Consider the following 15444-nt stretch of genomic DNA (forward strand, 5'->3'; position numbering starts at 1 on the left):
GACGGTCGGTGATCGTGTTTAAGGTCGGTGGCATGGCTCTCCTCCGGTTCTTCCTTTTCGCCGCGCTGGCCCCGGTCCTCGCGGTGCAAGCGCTGCGCGTCCGCCGCGGCACCCCACGCCTGCCCGGCGCCGGCGGCCCCGCCGAGGGCGGCACCGGCGACGGTCCGGTGGTCCGGCTCGCCGTGCTCGGGGAGTCCACCGTGGACGGCGTCGGAGTGCCCGCGCACGCCGACGGCCTCACCGGGCAGCTCGCGAACGAGCTCGCGCGCCGAGGTCTGCGGGTGCGCTGGCAGGCGGTCGGCCTGACGGGGGCGACCGCCGCCGTGGTCCGGAGCTCGCTGATCGCGCGGCTGGCGCCGGCTGACGTCGTGGTGGTCGCGCTGGGGGTGAACGACACCCTCGAGCTGCACTCGGCCGCGCGGTTCCGGCGCGACCTGCTCGGGGTGGTCGTCGACGTGCGGCGACGGCTGGGGCCGGTGCCGGTGGTCCTGGCCGGGGTGCCGCCGATGGCGAGCTTCCCGTCGTTGCCACGGCCGCTGCGGGACGCGCTGTCCGCGCGCTCGACGGCGTTGGACACGGCGGCGGCCGAGCTCGCACGGCTGCCGGGCGTCACGTACTCGGCGATGACGCCCGACCTCCTGCACGAGGGCACGTTCGCCGAGGACCGCTTCCACCCGGGGCCGGTCGGGTACCGCGACTGGGCCGCGGTGCTGGCGCCCGACGTGGCCGAGGCGGTGGCCGCCGCCCTACCGGGGGTCACGGTGGTTCCGCATCCGAGGGAGCCGCGCCAGCCCATCTGACCAGCGGAGACGAAAAGTTCCCAGAAATCTTCGCTCTCCGTGTATCTGGGTGGACCCTTGTTGCGTCCTATGGGGCAGCCGAGGGAAAAGGGAGACCCAGATGCCTGCCGAATCCGCCGAAGAGAACACGCCGACCACCGTCCCGCCGGTGACGATCGGCAAGCCGCCCCACGGCGGCGGCACCACGCAGCCCGACGGTGCCCACGAGCCCTACGACGAGCCGACCACCGCGAAGTAGCGAGACGGGCGGCGCCCGGGGGCCGAGGGGGCTGCCGGACGCCGTCTGCCGGGCGGGTTCAGGGGAGGAGCCGTCCGGCCGGGTCCGATGGGGAGCGGACCCGTAGAAGAGGGAGGGGAGCGCCGGCCGGTGCGGGTGCACGCCCGCGCCGGTCGGTGCACGAAGTCGCTTTGGCTGGGACGGGCCACAGGGGGAGCCGGCTCAGCACAAACGCCGACCATGACGACCAGCGCCGGTCCACCGGATCGGGTGACCGACCCGGCCGGAGGACCAGAACGGTCCACGACGAGCCGGTCCGCCACCGCGGACCACGAGGACGGGAACCGGTGCACCACGCCGGCTCACCGAAACCGGGCGACCGAGGACCGGCCCACCAGGCCGGCCCGCGGATAACCGGACCACCGAGAACCCGACCGTGACCCACCGATCCACAGCACCGCGACCCACCGATCCACAGACGACCCACCACACCGGCCCACTACCCGAGTAAGTGACCCGATGTATCCCAACCCTTCCTGTCTGCTCCTTCCCCGAGAAGGCCCCCGAGACAGACCCACGACACCGCCGCCGAACGCAACGCGCCTCGCGAGCGAGGCAGATACGGTGACCGACGTGCAAACCACCGAGGTAGACCCGCCATGGGAAGGCCTGACCGGCGTCGACCTGCACGCTGCCTGCATGGAGGCGGCGCGGGGCGGTGACCGGCGGGCGATGGCGAAACTCGTCGACGAGCTGACGCCGCTCGTCTGGCACGTCGCGCGCGCGAACGGGCTGAACCGCCAGGTCGCCGAGGACGTCGTGCAGACCGTGTGGCTCGCTCTGTTCAGCCAGCTGGAGAAGCTGCGCGATCCGCGCGCGCTGGCCGCCTGGCTGATCACCACCGCGAGACGCGAAGCAGCCCACCCGTACGGGCGCCGCGTCCAGCCGGTGCCGTTGAGCGACGAGGTCGCCGAGAACCTCGAAAGCACCCATCCCGCGCCCGAAGACGAAGCCGTGCGTGCCGACAACGACCGACGGGTCTGGCGCGCCTTCCTCCGGCTGCCCACCCGCTGCCAGGAACTGCTTCGCCTCACTGTTCTCGCCGGCCGCGCCGAATACCAGGCGGTGGCCGACGCGATGCGGATGCCACGCGGCAGCATCGGACCCACCAGGGGTCGTTGCCTCGACACGATGCGCGATCTCCTCGCAGGAGAAGGGGGTGGCCGATGAACGACATCGGCGTGCCGGGAAGTGGCAGCGCTCTGCCTGACGACGAGACGCTGCTTGCCGACCTAGGCCGTTTCCTCGACGAGCTGGACCCGCCGCCGGACGACCTGGTACAGCGGGTCCAGTTCGCGCTCGAACTGGAGAACCTCGACGTCGAGATCGCGCGCTGGGAGCGTGCCGGCGAGCTCGCCGGCGTCCGCAGCACGGCCACGGGCACGATCACGTTCACGGTCAGCGACCTGACGGTGATGATCAACCTCACTCGCATCGGCAAGCTGCACCGGATCGACGGCTGGCTCGCGCCCGCCGGCGAGTACGAGGTGGAGATGCGCGTGGCCGACGAGGGCACGTTCTCCACCGTCGCCGACGAGGGCGGCCGGTTCGTGCTCGAGAACGTGCCGTGCGGGACCACGCAGATCCTGGTGCACCTCGGTGAGGGACCGCGCCGCCGGACCGTCGTGACTCCCACGGTCGTGCTCTAGAACCCGGACGGGCGTTACGGCGTGTCACGTGAGTGTGCTCAGATAGAGCGCGTGTCCGCGCCGTCGTCTCTTTCCGATCGAGTGATCGCGGAGGCGTCCGACTTGTACGCGCGGGGCCGAGCGGCCTCGTTCGACCAGCGGCCCGTGGTCGCTGTGCGCTTGTTCCGGCGCGCACTGAACCGCGTCTCGCGTGGTGAAGCTCCGGCTTCGCTGGAGATCCAGGTCCGGGTTCTCATCAGCCTGGGCGCGGCGGACGCCGAGGTGACGTCGACCGAGGCCGGTCTCGCACGCCTGGCGGCGGCGGAGACGGCGCGGCAACGCCTGCCCGCGGGCGAGACGCGTGCCGAGCTCGGGTTGATCGTCAACCTCCAGCGGGCTGTCGTGGTGATGCGCGCGGGCCGGTTCGCGGAAGCGCTCGTGCTCTACGACACCGTGATGCCGCAGCTCGAAGTCGGTGATCAGCTGCTGTTCTTGCGCACGCTCAACAACCGCGCGCTTGTGCACATGGCGCTGAACCAGCCGGCCGCGGCGCAGGCGGACCTGGTGCGCGCGCTCGAGTTGTCACTCGCGCTCGGCCAGCCGCGGCTCGAGGGCAAGATCCGGCAGAACCTCGGTGATCACGCCCAATTGCTCGGGGACGTCCCGCAAGCGTTGTTCCACTACGAAGAGGCAGCCCGGATCTTCGTCGACTTCTTCGAGGAAGAGTCACCCGGTTCGCTGGCGGTGGTGCGGCTCGACCAGGCCCGGGCGCTGCTCACCGCGGGTCTCGGTGAGGAAGCGGCGCGCCACCTCGACGAGGCGCTGCCCCAGCTGCGCGCGAACGGGTCGGGCCAGCACATCGCCGAGGCCGAAGTCGCCCGCGCCGCCGCCGCGCTGCTGGAAGGCGACTTCGCGCTGGCGCGCAAGTTCGCATCCGATGCGCGGCGCCGGTTCCTGCGCCGCGGCAACACGACGTGGGCCGAGATCGCCGGCCTCGCCCGGTTCCGCGCCGACGCCCACAAGATCCTCAGCACCCGCGACGCCCGGTCGACCGCGCGGCTGCCGGCCGACCTCGTGGCGCTGGCCGAACGCCTGTCTGCGCTGGGGGTGCGGGACGAGGCGGCTGTGGCGCGGTTGCTCGCCGTGCGGCTCCTGTTGCGGCGCGAGGAGTTCGACGAGGCCGCGAAAGTGCTGGCCGGCGTGCCGAAGCCGCGCGAGACGGCGCCGATCGACCACCGGATGCTGTTCCGGCTGTGCCGCGCGGAGCTGGCCGTGGCCACGGGTCGGCCGCGGTCCGCGCTCGCGCAGGCGCGCGCCGGCCTTCGCGAGCTGGGCATGATCCGCGACCGCATGGGCGGGCTCGACCTGGTGTGCGGCACGGCCGTGCACGGCGAAGAGCTGGGCCGGCTCGCGATGCGGCTCGTGCTGCGCCGCGCCCGCAACAACGCCGCAGGTGCGCGCCGCATGTTCGCGTGGCTGGAGCGCACGCGCGCGCAGGTCTACCGCTACGAGCCGCTGCCCGTGATCGAGGATCCCGTGCTGTCGAAGCACATCACGGAGATGCGGCACCTGCAGCGCTCGATCCAGCGCGCCCGGGCCGAGGGCGAGCCTGTGAAGGCGCTGGAGCAGCGATATTCCGCGCTGCAGCACGAAGCGAGCCGGCTCGGCTGGTACACGAGCCCGTGGGGCCGGCCGCGGCCGGTCGCCACGCCGGACGAGGTCGTGGAGCAGCTCGGCGACCGCGTGCTCGTGAGCCTGGTGCCCTACAACGGGCAGCTGTACTCGGTGGTCGTCGACCGCGGGTCGTTCCGGCTGCTGAAGCTCGGGCCGTACGAGGACATCGTGGAGACGGCGAAGCAGCTGCACGCCGACCTCGACGCGCTGGCGCCTGACCACCTGCCGCCGATGCTGGCCGAGACGGTGGCGGCTTCCGCCGTCCGGCGCGCGGACAAGCTCGACGCGCTGATCTCCGCGTCGCTGGTCAAGACGCTCGACGATCGCGAGCTCGTGATCGTCCCCATCGGACAGCTGTACGCGATGCCGTGGGGTGCGCTGCCGTCGCTGCGTGGCCACGCGGTGTCCATCGCGCCGTCGGCCACCGCGTGGATCACCGCCAAACGTGCCACCGACGCCGGCGCCGTGCTGCTCGCCGGCGGCCCCGGCGTGCCCGGCGCGGTCGGTGAGGTGAGCAAACTCCGCTCGGTCTACCCGGACGCCCGCCTCGTCGACGGCTCCGATGCCACCAGCTCCGCCGTCCTCGCCGCCCTCGATGGCACCCGCCTGGCCCACCTCGTCGCCCACGGTGCCCACGAGCCGGCCAACGCGTTGTTCTCCCGCCTCGAACTCGTCGACGGCCCGCTCTTCGCCCACGAGACCTCACGCCTCGCGAACCCGCCCGAACGCGTCGTCCTCGCGGCCTGCGAACTGGCCATGAGCCACATCCGCCCGGGCGAAGAAGCCCTCGGCTTCGCCGGCACGCTGCTGGCCAGCGGCTCCCGCACGGTCATCGGCGCCGTCGCCCGCGTCGGCGACCGCGCGGCGGCGGACACGATGGCCGACCTGCACCGGCGGCTGGCCGACGGCGCGCCGCCCGCGCTGGCTCTGGCGGAGGCCATCGCCGTGGACCCGCTGCGGCGGCCCTTCGTGTGCCTGGGCGCGGGCTGAAGAACTAGCCCAGGAAATCCGCCAGCGGCACCGGCGTCAGGCCGTCCTTCTTCGCCTGCGCCAGAAAAGCTTCGTAGTCTTCCTTGAACGTCTTGCGGAAGTGCATCAGCACGATGTCGCCAGGGCGGAGCTTGTCGCCGACCTGGAACTGGACATGGCCGTCGTTCACCGCGGCGGACCACAGCACGGCGACGCGCATGCCGCAGAGCTGGGCGGCGTGCAGGGTGTTCTGGTCGTAGTTGCCGAACGGCGGGCGGAACAACACCGGGCGCACGCCGAGCTCGTGCTGGAAGTCGTCGGCGTCGTCGCAGATCTGCTTTTGCTGGTAGGCCAGCGGTTTGCCCTTGAGGTTCGGGTGGTCGACGGTGTGGTCGCCCAGCGTCGCGCCCGTCGAGTCCAAAATGGACTTGAAGTAGGCCTCGTGGCCCTTCACGTAGCGCTGGTTCAGGAACAGCACCGGGTGCCCGCCCGACTGCTGGATCAGGCCCGGCGCCGAGGGATCCTTGACGGCGCCGTCGTCCATGGTGATGAACACGTACGGCTTGGTGGTGGTGATGCGGCGGACCACGCCGACCTTGCCGTCGGCGATGGAGGGTGCCTTCTGTTGCACCGTGCCGAACGGGTACGGCCCCGACGGAACCGCCGGGTGCACAGCGCCGGGCGCGGGGTTCGGCTGGCTAGGCGGCGGCGCGACAACCGGTGCCGGCGCGGAACAAGCCGCCACCACGAACAACCCGGCCACCGCAGAACCCAGCTTCGTCACGCGTTTCACACGAGGGGAGACGTCGAGACCTCGGCTGGAGTTGAACCGCTGTGGCCCAGCGCACCCGGGTCAGCGCCCGGAGTCGGCCGCTTTGACCAGTTGCGCCGAAAGGATCCGGATCGCACCGCGCAGTGCAGCGGCGGCGAAAGCTCCGGTTCCGGGCACGGACTCGGTGAACGAGCCCGTCCAGCGCAGGTCCGTGCCGCCCGCGGTGTTCGGGGTGAAGAACACCTCCGCGCGGTAGTCGCGCACCGGCCCGGAGCCGTCGAAGGTGTAGACGTGGCGCCGGTCGGGCTCGTACTCCACCGTCTTCTCCCGCAGCAGCACCGGCCACAGTCCCACCTCGCGGACGGCGCCGACGCCGTTGGGATCGTCGTCACCCCGCCGCGCCCAGCGCGCCTGCACGATCAGCGGCCGGCCCCACTTCGACCACAGCGGACCCTCGGTTTCCAGGCGGAACAGGACTTCCGGCGGCGCCGTACTGACGCGGTTGACCTCGAACGAGTACGTGCGGCCCGGCATCGTCGGCCCCTTCCGTCTTGTTGACAGGGTGATAATTAACCCGAGACGCTCAGCGTAGGTCAAGATGGGTGCGTGAGCCGCCCCGACTTCGCCGCGCCGCACTGGCTGGTCCAGCTCCTCCGCTCAAAACCGGTCCCGGTCCCGTGGAACATGGTCGCCCGCGCGGTCCTCGCGCTCGCCACCCCACTGGCCGTCGCGTACGCGGCCGGCGACATCGGCGTGGGTGCCCTGGTTTCCACCGGCGCGCTGCCCGCCGTGTTGTCCGAGGCCGCCGGGCCGTACCGCTACCGCGCCCGCCGGCTGGGCGGCGCGACGCTCGCGGCGGCCGGCGGCTACCTCGTCGGCCTGCTCACGGGCGCGGTGCCGGCGTGGTCGATCCCGGCGATCGTGGTGATCGCCGCGGTGTCGGCGCTGATCAGCGCGGCCGGCAGCAACGCGTCGGTGGCGGCGCTGCAGATGTTCGTCTTCTGCGTGCTCGGCACGGCGCAGCACGCGACGGGCCTGAAGGTCGAAGAGCTGTTCGGCTACTTCTGCCTCGGCGCGGCCTGGAGCCTGTTCGTGGCGCTGGTGACGTGGACGGTCCGCGGCACGAGCCCCGAACGCACCGCCGTCGCGCAGGTCTACATCGAGCTCGCCGCGATGCTGTCGGCCACCGACGAGCCGACGTCGCGCGTCGCCCGCAACCAGCTCACCACGGCCATGAGCACCGCGTACGACCGTCTGCTCACCGCGCGCTCGTGGCTCTCGGGCCGCGACGCCGCGTACCGCGAGTTGCTGAACCTGCTGTCCGCCACCACTCCGGCCGTGGAGGCGTCCGTCGCGATGGTCAACGCGGGGCACCGGCCGCCGCCCGAGGTCATCGACTACCTCACCGGCGCGGCCGCGTCCGTGCTCGCGACCCAGCCGCTGCCCGCGCCGCCGCCGATGCCCGAGGACGACCTCGACCCGGTCGAGTCCGCGCTCTACGCCGGCCTCGCCCGCATCGAGAAGGGCGACAACCGGCAACGACGTGCGCCCGCCTCGCCGTATCAGCGTCTTCGCGAGTGGTTCGGCTCGCTCGCCTCCGGCCCGCTGACGTGGCTCGTCGCCCTGCGGCTCACGGTATGCGTGGCGGTGGCCGAGGTCGTGGCGCTGATGGTGCCGTTCGAGCGCTCGTACTGGATCACGCTCACGGTCGGCGTGGTGCTGAAACCCGACTTCGGCTCGGTCTTCGGCCGCGCGCTGCTGCGCGGCATGGGCACGATCGCAGGCGTCGGCATCGGCGCGATCGTGCTCGCCATCGGCGCGCGCGGCTGGGTGCTGGTGGTGCTGATCGCTCTGTTCGCCGGCGGCGCCGCGATCGGGAAGGTGCGCAACTACGGCATGCTCGGCACCTTCGTGACGCCGCTGATCATCCTGCAGATGGACCTGGCTCAGACGGGCAGCTGGTCGGTCGTCCTCGCGCGGTTGCTGGACACCGTCACCGGCTGCGTGATCGTGCTGCTGATCGGCTACCTGCTCTGGCCCGGCTCCCGCCGCCCGCGGGTCGGCGGCCGGCTGGCGGACAGCTTCGACACCGTCGCGGCTTACGTCCAAGCCGCCCTCGTCCTCAACTCGACCCCCGAGGCCCGGCTGGCCCGTTCACGCTCCCGCCGCGCGGCCTACCGCGCGCTCGCGGACCTGCGCACGGCGTTCCAGCAGGTGATCGTGGAGCCCTCACCCGCGGGCCGACACGCCGTGGCGTGGTGGCCGGTGATCGCGGGGCTCGAGCGCGTGGCGGACGCCGTCACCGAGGTCTCCGTGACGCTCGGCCGCGGCGTGCCGGCCCCGTCACCCGCGGAGATCGTGCTGGTCACCGACGCCTTGGCCGAGCTCGCGGCGGCCGTGCGTGAGCAACGTGAGCCAGGGTCGGTGCCCCTGCCCGACAGCGCGCAGCTCTCCGGCGTCGTCGACCAGCTCGGCTCGACGTTCGACGCGGTGCGCGGTCCGGACCTCGTGGAAACCGCCCCGCTGCGGCTGGTGCGCCGGTTCCTGCCCTACCACCGGCGCACCTGACCAACGCTTACTGCTGCGGCGGCTGCGGAGGCTGCTGGTCCTCGTCGGGCTTGTCGGTGCCGGCGAGCTTGCCGAGGAAGTCCTTGGCCTTCTCGACGCCGCCGTCGATCTTCGAGTCGTGGCCGCTCGTCTTGGACTTGGCGAACCCGGCCGCCTTGTCGAGGCCCTGCTCGATCTTGTCGCTGTTGTCCCGCAGCGCCTCGGTGGCCTTGTTCTTGAGCTCGTCGAAATTGATGCCCATGTTTCGCTCCCCAATCCCGGAGTTGAGACGCCCCCATCGTCACACAACGGATGCCCCCGGCAACTCCGGCGAAATCCCCGGGTTAGTTGACTTCTCCGCCGGCCACGCCGTCGTCCAGCGAGGTGATCCGGCCGCCCCGCTCGCCGAGGCCGATCAGCGCTTCGCGGGCATCCGGGGCGGAGAGGGTGACGCGGACGCCCGAGCGGGCGGCGTCGTGGGCGGTGGAGTAGGCCAGGGCGCCGTCGTGGCCGGCCTTGATCGTGGCGGCCAGTCCTCCGGTGGAGGCGAGCGAGCCGCGGGCGGCGCCGAGGCGGCCGAGGGCCTCGTCGACGATGGGCAGCAGCGCGTCGCGGTTGCCTTCGGTCATGGCGCGGACCAGTTCGGGACTGGAGCCGGCCACGCGGGTGCCGTCGCGATACGAGCCGGCGGCCAGGGACATCGCGAGTGGCCCGCCCTGGGCGCCGATGGTGGCCAGGATCGCGGCGAACAGGTGCGGCAGGTGCGAGATCCGCGCGACGGTCTCGTCGTGCGAGTCGGCAGGCAGCGGCACCGCGAACGCGCCGACGTCGAGCACCAGCCGGGTCACCTCGGCCCACGCTTCGAGATCGGTGTCCTCCTCGACGCCGACGACCCACGCCGCGCCCTCGAACAGCGAAGCGTTGCCCGCGAGCCAGCCCGACTCGGCCGTGCCCGCCATCGGGTGCCCGCCCACGTAGCGCGTGTAAGGCGCGCGCCGGCGTACGGCGTCGAGCATCGGGCCCTTGACGCTCACCACGTCGGTGAGCACGCAGTGCGGCGCGTGCTGCGCGACCAGCCGCAACAGGTTCTCGACGGCCGGCAGCGGCACGGCGAGCACGATCAGCGCCTCGGCCGACTCCGCCCGGTGCAGCGCGGCTTCCACGTCAGTGGTCACGTCGTAGCCGGCGCGGCTGGCGGCGTCGGCGTCCACTTCGGACACCGCGGCGCCCCACGTGGTCCTGCCGCCGGCCACGCTCGCGCGCAGCAGCGACCCGCCGATGAGCCCGAGCCCGATCACGCACACATCTCGCACGGGCCTCATCCTGCCAGTGGCCGCAACCCGGCTACAGCGTGGCCGCCAGGCGCGTGCCCTGGTCGATGGCGCGTTTCGCGTCCAGCTCGGTTGCCACGTCGGCGCCGCCGATGAGGTGCACCGGCGTCGAACCCAGCGCGTCCGCCAGGTCCCGCACGGGCTCCTGACCGGCGCAGACCACCACCGTGTCCACCTCCAGCAGCCGCGGCTTCCCGCCGACGGTCACGTGCAGCCCGGCGTCGTCCACCCGCTCGTAGGTGACGCCGGCGATCCGCTCCACGCCCTTCGCCTTCAGCGCCGCCCGGTGCACCCAGCCCGACGTCTTGCCCAGCGCCGCCCCGATCGGCGTCTTCTTGCGTTGCAGCAGGTAGACGGTCCGCGGCGACGGCGAAGGCCGCGCCACCCCGAGGCCGCCGGCAGCGAGCGCGGGATCCGTGACACCCCACTCCGTCAGCCACTCGTCGCGGGTCAAGGTCGACGAGGTGAGGAACTCGCTCACGTCCACCCCGATCCCGCCGGCTCCGATCACGGCGACCCGCGACCCGACCGAGGCGCCACCTCGCACGACGTCCACGTAGGACACCACCTTGGGATGGTCGATCCCCTCGAGCGCCGGCACCCGCGGCACGACGCCCGTGGCCAGCACGACCTCGTCGAACCCGGCCAGATCCTCGGCCGACGCACGCCGTCCGAGGTGCACCTTCACGCCCGTGACCTCCAGCCGCCGCGCGTAGTAGCGGATGGTCTCGGCGAACTCCTCCTTGCCCGGGATCCGCCGCGCGATGCCGAACTGGCCGCCGATCTCGTCGGCCGCCTCGAACAGCTCGACGCGGTGACCGCGCTCGCCCAGCGCCGTCGCCGCCGCGAGCCCGGCCGGCCCGGCGCCGACCACGGCCACGTGCTTCGCGCGCCGCGTCGGCGACAGCACCAGCGTCGTCTCGTGGCCGGCGCGCGGGTTGACCAGGCACGACACGGGTTTGCGGCTGAACGCGTGGTCGAGGCAGGCCTGGTTGCACGCGATGCAGGTGTTGATCTCGTCTTCGCGGCCTTCCTCCGCCTTGCGGACCCACGACGGGTCGGCGAGGAACGGCCGCGCCAGCGACACGAGGTCCGCGTCGCCGCGCGCCAGCGCCTCTTCGGCGACCTGCGGCATGTTGATGCGGTTCGACGTGACGACCGGGATCGACACGTGCGGCTTGAGCTTCCCGGTCACCCACGTGAACGCGGCGCGCGGCACCGACGTCACGATCGTCGGCACGCGCGCCTCGTGCCAGCCGATGCCGGTGTTGATGATGGTGGCGCCGGCGGCTTCCACTTCCTTCGCCAGCGCCACGACGTCGTCCCAGCTCTGCCCGCCTTCGACGAGGTCGAGCATCGAGAGCCGGTAGATGATGATGAAGTCCGGGCCGACCTTTTCGCGCGTGCGCCGCACGATCTCCACGGCGAACCGGCGGCGCTTCCGGGCCGAGCCGCCCCAGCCGTCGGTGCGCTTGTTGGTGCGCTCGGCCAGGAACTGGTTGATCAGGTAGCCCTCGGAGCCCATGATCTCGACGCCGTCGTACCCCGCCTCGCGGGCGAGCGCTGCGCAGTCGGCGAACGCGCGGATCGTCCGCACGACGCCGTAGCCGGTCAGCGCGCGCGGGCGGAACGGGTTGATCGGCGCCTTGAGGCTCGAAGCCGAGACGCTCAACGGGTTGTACGAGTAGCGGCCCGCGTGCAGGATCTGCAGCGCGATCTTGCCGCCGGCCTCGTGCACGGGCGCGGTGAGCTGCCGGTGCTCTTTCGCTTCCGCCGTCGTCGAAAGCTTCGAGGCGAACGGCAGCAGCCAGCCCGTGCGGTTCGGCGCGAACCCGCCCGTGACGATCAGGCCGACGCCACCGCGGGCCCGCTCGGCGTAGTACTCGGCGAGCTGCGGGAAGTGGGCCGTGCGGTCTTCGAGACCGGTGTGCATCGAGCCCATGAGCACGCGGTTGCGCAGGGTCGTGAAGTCGAGGTCGAGCGGTTGCAGGAGGTGCGGGTAGGGCGTCATCGGGCGTCCTTCTCGTCGGATTGGAGCGCGCTCACGACTTCGTCGAGCCACTCGACCTGGCCTTCTTCGGCTCGGATTCCACCGCGCAGCACGAGGTACTGGTGCAGAGCACGGCCGCTGGTGGGTGCGGGGAAGTCGCGTTTCTCGATCCGGCGGTACGCGTCGAGGCGTTCGGCGTGGGCCGCGCGGTGCCGCGCCAGCTCTTCGGCGACGGCCTTTTCGTCTCCGAAGGACGCCCCGCGCAGCTTCACGGCGAGCTCCTGCGGTCCGGCTGATGCGTTGGGCTCCGCGAGCCACCGCCGCAGCTCAGTCCGGCCGGCCGCGCTGACGGTGTGCACCTTCTTGTCCGGCCGCCCGTCCTGCGCGACGGTCTCGACGGCCACCCAGCCGGCCTCTTCCATCCGCTTGAGCACGCGGTAGATCTGCTGGTGGGTGGCGCTCCAGAACAGGCCGATCGACTTCTCGAAGCGGTGCGCGAGCTCGTAGCCCGAACCCGAGCGTTCGGACAGCGAGACGAGGATCGCGTGCTCCAGTGCCATGGCGCTCAGCGTGCTATGCAACTAGGTGCAGTGCAACCCGTTGCAACGCAGGTCACCCGGCAGGGTGGGGCAAATCGGGTCGACGAATGGCGTGAACCGACCAGGATGGACATCGTGCACCCGGTTCTGGAACTGATCAACGAACGGCTGGCGTCGGGCAGCGTGCCGGGGGAGCGGAGTGACGACCGCCGCCTGGTGCTCGCGATCGAAGGGGGCAGCAGCCGCGGCACGTACTCGAGCGGCATGGTCCTGGCTCTGGACGAGATGGGCGCGACGCCCGCGTTCGACGCCGTCTACGGCTCGTCGGCCGGTGCTCTGAACGCCGCGTGGCTGCTGTGCGGACGCTCGCAGACAGGCGTGCGCACCTGGTGGAACCCCACGGTGATGCGCCGGATCATCAACCCGCTCCAAGCCCTGCGCGGCAAGTCCGTGATCGACCTGGACTACCTCGTGCACCAGGTCTATTCGGTGCTGGAACCCATGGACTTCCCGGCGATCCTGGCCAACCCCGTCACGTTTCACCCCTTGGCGACCGACGCGGACACCGGCGAGTCCACCGACCTGCACCCGTTCATCACGGAGGTCGAGGACATCAAGACTGCGCTCGCGGCCTCGTCGTGCATGCCTGTGCTCGCCGGCCCACCGATCGCGATGGACGGCCGCCGCTTCGTCGACGCGGGTGTGGCGGAGCCGTTGCCCTTTCGGACCGCTTTGGCTCAGGGCGCGACAGACGTGCTGGTCTTGCGCACCCGCCGGTCGGACGAGCTGCCGGCCCCGCCACCGCGGGTGCAGGACGTCGTCGTGCCGCGGTTTTTGCGCCGCCACGCCCCGGGCACGGTCAACGCGTGGCGGGAGCAGTACACCCACGATCTCGACGACGAACGCCTGCTGCGCGAGGATCCGCGGCTGGCGAGCATCCGCCCGCCCGCCGGCTCCCCGGCCGTCGGGGCGCTGGAACGCGACCCCGCGGTGCTGCGGCGGGCGGTGGAGCTGGGGACGGAAGCGGTGTACAGCGCGTTGGAACAGCTGAGGGAAGTTTCCTGAAGCTCAGCTCCGCCGCGACCGCCGTCGCACTCGCTCGATGCGCTCTTCGGCGGCTTCGGGTGTGGTCATCCCCTTCCGGGCCCGCCGCGCGAGGCGGCACACGATGTGGTCGGCGAGCGGCGCGTCGCGGTACTTCCGCCAGCGTTTGGACTTCTTGACTCCGAGCCGCTCGTCCGCCTGCTCGGCGGCATCGAGGTCGACGGGACCGGTCGCCGATTGGGTCACCAGGCGGTCGTGGCGGCGGTTGGCGCTGTTCGGCTCGCGCTTGTTGCGGGGGATGTTCTTGCGCGAGCTCTTGTCGTTCTCGCCGTAGTTGTTGCGCCGGTCCTTCTCGTAGCTCAGGGCCTTCTTCTCCTGCGGGCTCTTGCGCGCCATCGCGTCAGGCCGCCACGACGTGATTGGCCCTCGACTGGACCACCAACCTCTGCGCGCCCAGCGACACCGCCAGGTACAGCAGGATCGAAGCGCTCCCCAGGCCCTTCGCCGGGCTGTTCGCGTCGATCACGAAGTCCAGTCCGATGTGGATGGCGATGGCGACCACCCACAGGACCACGGTGAGCCACGTGCCCTGGCGCCAGAGCTGGCCGTCGGCGCGCCAGAGGCGGACGGTGTACGCGCGGACGAGGCCGAAGAGGGCCGCGACGACCAGGCTGCCGATGAGCAGCAGCACGGCGGGCGTGCCCGGGGTGCCGCCCTTGAAGAACGACGCGAGGGACACCACGCCGAGCACGGCGAGGATCAGCAGGACGGTCGGTTTGCGGTCTTCGCGTACGAGGCGTTTCTGCGTCTGTCGCCAACACAGCCACGCCAGCACGACGAGTCCGATGAGGATGTTGACGGTGTTGCTCACGGTGGTCCCCTCCAGGCAGAACTCAAGGTGAGCACCAGCTTGGCGGGCGGCGAGCCGGGAAGCGTCAAACCCAGGGTTGATCCCGGGCCGGTTTCACCGCACCGAGGCCCGCCCGAGTCCGCAAATCGGTCAGAGTGACGGTTTCCGCGCCACCCCACCGATCACCCGCGACTCCGAGGGCGCCTTCGCGAACACGGCGTCGCGGTTCGGGTGCCACGCCGGCGCGTAGACCAGGCCCGGCTCCAGCAGCGGCCAGCCGCCGAAGAAGCGCGAGAATTCCGCCAGGTTGCGCAGAACACCGGGGTTCGTCGTGGACTCGTAGTATTCCAGCAGATCCGCCAGCGCCTGGCGTTCGTCGTCGTCCACTGGGTTCTCGTTGGTCATCTGCGAGAGCACCAGCAGTGAGCCGGGAGCCACGCGGTCGCGGTAGAAGGACAGGATGCCGTCCGGATCCTGGTCGTCCTTGATGAAGTGCAGCACCGCGTTCACGATCAGCGCGACGGGCTCGCGCACGTCGATCACGTCCGAGTCCATCACGCGCTCCCACAGCTCTTCCGGCTGCAGTAGGTCCGCGGCGATGGCCTGGTGGCGTTCATCGTCGGCGGTGTCGGCGAGCAGGATCTGCGAGTGCGCGAGGGCGACGGGCTCGTTGTCGATGTAGAGCACGTGCACGTCGTTGTCGGGGCGCTCGGCGTCGGCGACCTCGTGGACGTTGCCCGCTGTCGGCAGGCCCGAGCCGATGTCCACGAACTGCCGAATCCCGGCGCGCACGCTATGGCGCACTGCGCGGCCGAGGAACTGCCGGCTGGTCAGGCAGTAGTCACCCATGAGCGGCAGCCGCGCGCGCACCTTCTCGGCGAACTCGCGGTCGATCGCGTAGTTCGTGTTGCCGCCGATGAAGTAGTCGTAGATCCGGGCCGCGGATGGTCGGTCCAGGCTGCCTTCGACTGCGCGCAGGGCTTCGTCTCGTTCGATCATCGCCGTCCTCACCGCTCGGGTCGC

General features: G+C 71.4%; 16 protein-coding genes. 7 read left to right on the top strand and 9 right to left on the bottom strand.

Annotated elements, in window-relative coordinates:
- Positions 1 to 32 precede the first annotated feature (32 nt).
- The 5 genes from K1T34_RS19970 to K1T34_RS19990 all read left to right on the top strand — a co-directional run bounded on the left by K1T34_RS19970 (position 33) and on the right by K1T34_RS19990 (position 5369).
- Positions 33 to 800 (top strand): SGNH/GDSL hydrolase family protein, encoded by a 768-nt coding sequence (locus K1T34_RS19970; RefSeq protein WP_220245750.1) that lies wholly within the window; start codon positions 33 to 35, stop codon positions 798 to 800.
- Between the two features lie 100 nt (positions 801 to 900).
- Positions 901 to 1038, top strand: coding sequence for a hypothetical protein (locus K1T34_RS19975; RefSeq protein WP_220245751.1), 138 nt, complete (start codon positions 901 to 903; stop codon positions 1036 to 1038).
- 603 nt (positions 1039 to 1641) lie between these two features.
- A complete protein-coding gene (locus K1T34_RS19980) occupies positions 1642 to 2247 on the top strand; it encodes an RNA polymerase sigma factor (RefSeq protein ID WP_220245752.1) in 606 nt (201 codons plus the stop codon).
- On the top strand, positions 2244 to 2726 hold the full coding sequence (locus K1T34_RS19985) for a carboxypeptidase regulatory-like domain-containing protein (protein WP_220245753.1): 483 nt from the start codon (positions 2244 to 2246) through the stop codon (positions 2724 to 2726). Before K1T34_RS19980 ends, K1T34_RS19985 begins: the two co-directional genes overlap by 4 nt.
- Before the next feature lie 144 nt (positions 2727 to 2870).
- Complete coding sequence (locus tag K1T34_RS19990) at positions 2871 to 5369, top strand: CHAT domain-containing protein (protein WP_255638600.1); 2499 nt, start codon at positions 2871 to 2873, stop codon at positions 5367 to 5369.
- A gap of 4 nt (positions 5370 to 5373) precedes the next feature.
- Here the strand turns inward: K1T34_RS19990 and K1T34_RS19995 are convergent, their stop codons facing one another.
- A complete protein-coding gene (locus K1T34_RS19995) occupies positions 5374 to 6102 on the bottom strand; it encodes a polysaccharide deacetylase family protein (protein ID WP_255638777.1) in 729 nt (242 codons plus the stop codon).
- Between the two features lie 99 nt (positions 6103 to 6201).
- Positions 6202 to 6654, bottom strand: a complete 453-nt coding sequence (locus tag K1T34_RS20000) for an SRPBCC family protein (RefSeq protein WP_220245755.1) — start codon at positions 6652 to 6654, stop codon at positions 6202 to 6204.
- A 72-nt stretch (positions 6655 to 6726) separates the two neighbouring features.
- Here K1T34_RS20000 and K1T34_RS20005 point away from each other — a divergent pair, with 72 nt between their 5' ends.
- Positions 6727 to 8688 carry an FUSC family protein gene (locus tag K1T34_RS20005; RefSeq protein WP_220245756.1) on the top strand — a complete coding sequence of 654 codons (1962 nt, stop codon included), beginning with the start codon at positions 6727 to 6729 and terminating at the stop codon, positions 8686 to 8688.
- 7 nt (positions 8689 to 8695) lie between these two features.
- Here K1T34_RS20005 and K1T34_RS20010 read toward each other — a convergent pair whose 3' ends face one another.
- From K1T34_RS20010 to K1T34_RS20025, 4 genes are all read right to left on the bottom strand, one after another.
- Positions 8696 to 8929 carry an antitoxin gene (locus K1T34_RS20010; protein WP_220245757.1) on the bottom strand — a complete coding sequence of 78 codons (234 nt, stop codon included), beginning with the start codon at positions 8927 to 8929 and terminating at the stop codon, positions 8696 to 8698.
- 82 nt (positions 8930 to 9011) lie between these two features.
- Positions 9012 to 9989, bottom strand: coding sequence for a prephenate dehydrogenase (locus K1T34_RS20015; RefSeq protein WP_255638601.1), 978 nt, complete (start codon positions 9987 to 9989; stop codon positions 9012 to 9014).
- A 22-nt stretch (positions 9990 to 10011) separates the two neighbouring features.
- On the bottom strand, positions 10012 to 12009 hold the full coding sequence (locus K1T34_RS20020) for an NADPH-dependent 2,4-dienoyl-CoA reductase (RefSeq protein WP_220245758.1): 1998 nt from the start codon (positions 12007 to 12009) through the stop codon (positions 10012 to 10014).
- A complete protein-coding gene (locus K1T34_RS20025; protein ID WP_220245759.1) occupies positions 12006 to 12548 on the bottom strand; it encodes a PadR family transcriptional regulator in 543 nt (180 codons plus the stop codon). The genes K1T34_RS20020 and K1T34_RS20025 overlap by 4 nt, the downstream gene beginning before the upstream one ends.
- Before the next feature lie 105 nt (positions 12549 to 12653).
- Between K1T34_RS20025 and K1T34_RS20030 the strand changes: the two genes are divergently transcribed.
- Entirely contained in the window at positions 12654 to 13592 is a 939-nt protein-coding gene (locus K1T34_RS20030; RefSeq protein ID WP_255638602.1) for a patatin family protein, read from the top strand.
- 3 nt (positions 13593 to 13595) lie between these two features.
- Here the strand turns inward: K1T34_RS20030 and K1T34_RS20035 are convergent, their stop codons facing one another.
- From K1T34_RS20035 to K1T34_RS20045, 3 genes are all read right to left on the bottom strand, one after another.
- On the bottom strand, positions 13596 to 13967 hold the full coding sequence (locus K1T34_RS20035; protein ID WP_220245761.1) for a hypothetical protein: 372 nt from the start codon (positions 13965 to 13967) through the stop codon (positions 13596 to 13598).
- A 4-nt stretch (positions 13968 to 13971) separates the two neighbouring features.
- The gene (locus K1T34_RS20040; RefSeq protein ID WP_220245762.1) at positions 13972 to 14442 is read right to left on the bottom strand and encodes a hypothetical protein; all 471 of its coding nucleotides are present in this window, start codon (positions 14440 to 14442) and stop codon (positions 13972 to 13974) included.
- Between the two features lie 129 nt (positions 14443 to 14571).
- Positions 14572 to 15420: an SAM-dependent methyltransferase gene (locus tag K1T34_RS20045; RefSeq protein ID WP_220245763.1), complete on the bottom strand. Its 849-nt coding sequence runs from the start codon at positions 15418 to 15420 to the stop codon at positions 14572 to 14574.
- Positions 15421 to 15444 lie beyond the last annotated feature (24 nt).

The sequence above is a fragment of the Amycolatopsis sp. DSM 110486 genome (assembly GCF_019468465.1).
In the GTDB taxonomy this organism is placed as follows: Bacteria; Actinomycetota; Actinomycetes; order Mycobacteriales; family Pseudonocardiaceae; genus Amycolatopsis.

Excerpts from the sequence above, each read along its gene's own strand:
- K1T34_RS19985 (WP_220245753.1), top strand. The coding sequence starts at position 2,244 with ATGAACGACATCGGCGTGCCGGGAAGTGGCAGCGCTCTGCCTGACGAC.
- K1T34_RS20000 (WP_220245755.1), bottom strand. The coding sequence starts at position 6,654 with ATGCCGGGCCGCACGTACTCGTTCGAGGTCAACCGCGTCAGTACGGCG.
- K1T34_RS19970 (WP_220245750.1), top strand. The coding sequence starts at position 33 with ATGGCTCTCCTCCGGTTCTTCCTTTTCGCCGCGCTGGCCCCGGTCCTC.
- K1T34_RS20015 (WP_255638601.1), bottom strand. The coding sequence starts at position 9,989 with ATGAGGCCCGTGCGAGATGTGTGCGTGATCGGGCTCGGGCTCATCGGC.
- K1T34_RS20010 (WP_220245757.1), bottom strand. The coding sequence starts at position 8,929 with ATGGGCATCAATTTCGACGAGCTCAAGAACAAGGCCACCGAGGCGCTG.
- K1T34_RS20045 (WP_220245763.1), bottom strand. The coding sequence starts at position 15,420 with ATGATCGAACGAGACGAAGCCCTGCGCGCAGTCGAAGGCAGCCTGGAC.
- K1T34_RS20030 (WP_255638602.1), top strand. The coding sequence starts at position 12,654 with ATGGACATCGTGCACCCGGTTCTGGAACTGATCAACGAACGGCTGGCG.
- K1T34_RS20025 (WP_220245759.1), bottom strand. The coding sequence starts at position 12,548 with ATGGCACTGGAGCACGCGATCCTCGTCTCGCTGTCCGAACGCTCGGGT.
- K1T34_RS20020 (WP_220245758.1), bottom strand. The coding sequence starts at position 12,009 with ATGACGCCCTACCCGCACCTCCTGCAACCGCTCGACCTCGACTTCACG.
- K1T34_RS19975 (WP_220245751.1), top strand. The coding sequence starts at position 901 with ATGCCTGCCGAATCCGCCGAAGAGAACACGCCGACCACCGTCCCGCCG.
- K1T34_RS20035 (WP_220245761.1), bottom strand. The coding sequence starts at position 13,967 with ATGGCGCGCAAGAGCCCGCAGGAGAAGAAGGCCCTGAGCTACGAGAAG.